Source organism: Caballeronia terrestris (assembly GCF_001544515.1).
Lineage (GTDB): Bacteria > Pseudomonadota > Gammaproteobacteria > Burkholderiales > Burkholderiaceae > Caballeronia > Caballeronia terrestris.
In genome coordinates this window covers 1-2208 of sequence record NZ_FCOL02000287.1, presented here as the reverse complement: position 1 = coordinate 2208, position 2208 = coordinate 1, and the positions used below count along the sequence as shown (strand labels likewise).

The following is a 2208-nucleotide window of genomic DNA, read 5'->3' as shown; positions in this document are numbered from 1 at the left end:
CCGGGTACCTGATGTCACCGATATCCCAGATGTGCACATCCCGTCGGCCCGAAATAAAGTCCATCAGCAGAAGGACTTCGTTGAGGTCTCGATGGAGGAACAGTTGCTCTCCAGGGAGCATGGACGACTGAGACGGTAGATCGGTTCTTGCCGGAGCGGGAATCGTGGTCGCCGAATTCAGCGTCCCGGCATTGGCATTGGCATCGGCATCGGCATTGGCATCGGCATTGGCATTGGCATTGGCATTGGCATTGGCATCGGGATCGGGATCGGGATCGGGATCGGCAGGATGATGCGGATCGCGCGGCGTGGCGGGTCCGAACGTAACGAGCGGAGCGCTCATGGCCTTCCCTATGACGCGAGCATGGTTCGACGAGCGGTTCGGTTCTCGAGGGCGCTCCGCATGAGTGAGGGCGTGTTCAGAACAAGCGCCACTGGCATCGAGCCGCCTATCCGAGCAAGGCGTTGCAACACGTCTTATAGCGCGCGTCGCGCCCGGACTTGCCGTCCATCGCTGGATTGATCGCCCGCGTGCACGCGTCGAAATCGCTTCGGTCAGCAGCCTCATTGCAGCCGCGTGATTTCCAATACCAGCCTGCGCTGCGTGCGGCGAGTCGATCGTCGTTCGCAAGTTGCTCCGGGTCATTCACGAGATCGACGCTTAGCGCGCGGCCAGCGTCCCGGTAGTTGTCCTTGAACGTAATCTGCTTCAGTCCGCGTCCCCGATAACGCCAACCGTCTCCGCTCGCGGTATCGCCGTTGCCGTACCGCGCTCCATAGGCGAGGTTTGCAATCTGCTCTTGCCTGGCGAGAGGGACCACTTTCTCGCCTGGATGTCGTCCCAGCTCCGCACGCATACTTGCGGGGATGCGCGAGAAGATCCTCAGTGCCTCCGGCGCATAGTTGAAGCTTTCGCTTAGCAGCCTGAATCCGCCGCTCTCATGTCCCATCTGCGCGATCCACGCAGCAAGGCGCGCGGGCGAGTTGATATGGAACTCGTCGGCTGCTGCTGTGATCGGTGAGAGCCAGCGTTGGGCGAGTGCCGGCGAGAGGCTCGCCGCCCGCTGGAATGTCTCCATGTTCATACGACCTCCCGAGAAAGAGTCGCTTCATAACATGATAGGACGTCTTTCTTTCGTTAGTTATCCATTTGTACGCTGGAGACCACCGTATCAAGAGCGAAAAGCTCGCGATGACCCATGACACCGAGGTTCCTTTTGCGAAAAGCTCGCGATGACCCATGACACCGAGGTTCCTTTTGTCGTGGATCGTCCGGTAGAGATCGCGCGTGCGTTGGAGATCAGGTGAAGCAGAGTCGAGAACATCGCGAGCCCGCTCTGTACGAATCGCATGAGCTCGACCCGCCGACGCACATCTTTCCACCTCAGTCAATACGCAAAGAGTGGCATACCTATAACGTCTGAAAAATCCTAATTTAAATACGCTACTCCGCGCTTCTTCCACCGGGTGGCGACGCTCGAGAACGTCACAAAGCGCGTGCGTCTGCATAGCCACAAGACACGATCTGGACGTGCACGATATGGGATGCTTACGATAATTCGGCGTCGTCGGACGGCGACGCCCGGAGGGATACGTCATGCCAATAAGCGGAAAGGTCTCTGAAGACGTCGAACGCGGCCGGATTGCCATCAAGATCGGGAGCGGAGCCGGAGGGCCAGGTGGATTCTTTGTCGATAACTCCTCGAATGGCGGAACGATGCTCTTCGTCGTTCGCAATCAGCCAATTGTCTTCTCGATTGCAGGATCGGGTCGACGTGGCCGCGAGCGACCCGGCGCACCAACTAAGGCCGTGATCGTTCAGAGCGCGGACAACTTCGGCCCGAATGGCGTCGACAGTCAGGGCTCAGTCCTGATCGACCACTGGCGCGACAGCAACCGCGCGCTGTCCGCGGTCCCGCGAGAAGACATCGGTCTCGATGGCCCTGACATCGACGCTGACGACCGCCAGGTCATCACCCTCAAGATCGTCCCGCTCATCAAGGTCGACGCGGCCGGCTTGCGCTGGACCGACCTCGGTCCCTTCTGTTCGCGCCAGGAATATGAGGAGCTGGCGGCGTTGATGACAGCCTATGCGCCCGGCAAGCACCTTGGCAATGTCCCCAAGGACGGTATCGGAAAGCTGATCAGGCATCTGCGCGAATTGAGGACCACCGAGGGCATCTTCGACGTCGATTCCCAGTTCAGTTC

The 2208-nt window shown here is 59.6% G+C and carries 3 protein-coding genes; 1 reads left to right on the top strand and 2 read right to left on the bottom strand.

From position 1 onward, the window contains the following. Together AWB67_RS36610 and AWB67_RS36605 are read right to left on the bottom strand one after the other, a co-directional pair. Positions 1-343 (bottom strand): hypothetical protein (locus tag AWB67_RS36610; RefSeq protein WP_087660713.1); only part of this gene is annotated, 343 nt, incomplete at its 3' end. A 106-nt stretch (positions 344-449) separates the two neighbouring features. Continuing rightward, on the bottom strand, positions 450-1085 hold the full coding sequence (locus AWB67_RS36605; protein ID WP_087660712.1) for a glycoside hydrolase family 19 protein: 636 nt from the start codon (positions 1083-1085) through the stop codon (positions 450-452). A 512-nt stretch (positions 1086-1597) separates the two neighbouring features. Between AWB67_RS36605 and AWB67_RS36600 the strand changes: the two genes are divergently transcribed. Next, positions 1598-2208 (top strand): hypothetical protein (locus tag AWB67_RS36600; protein WP_143328481.1); only part of this gene is annotated, 611 nt, incomplete at its 3' end.

Bases quoted from the DNA above. Each gene is read 5' to 3' on its own strand.
- AWB67_RS36605 (WP_087660712.1), bottom strand. From the start codon at position 1,085: ATGAACATGGAGACATTCCAGCGGGCGGCGAGCCTCTCGCCGGCACTC.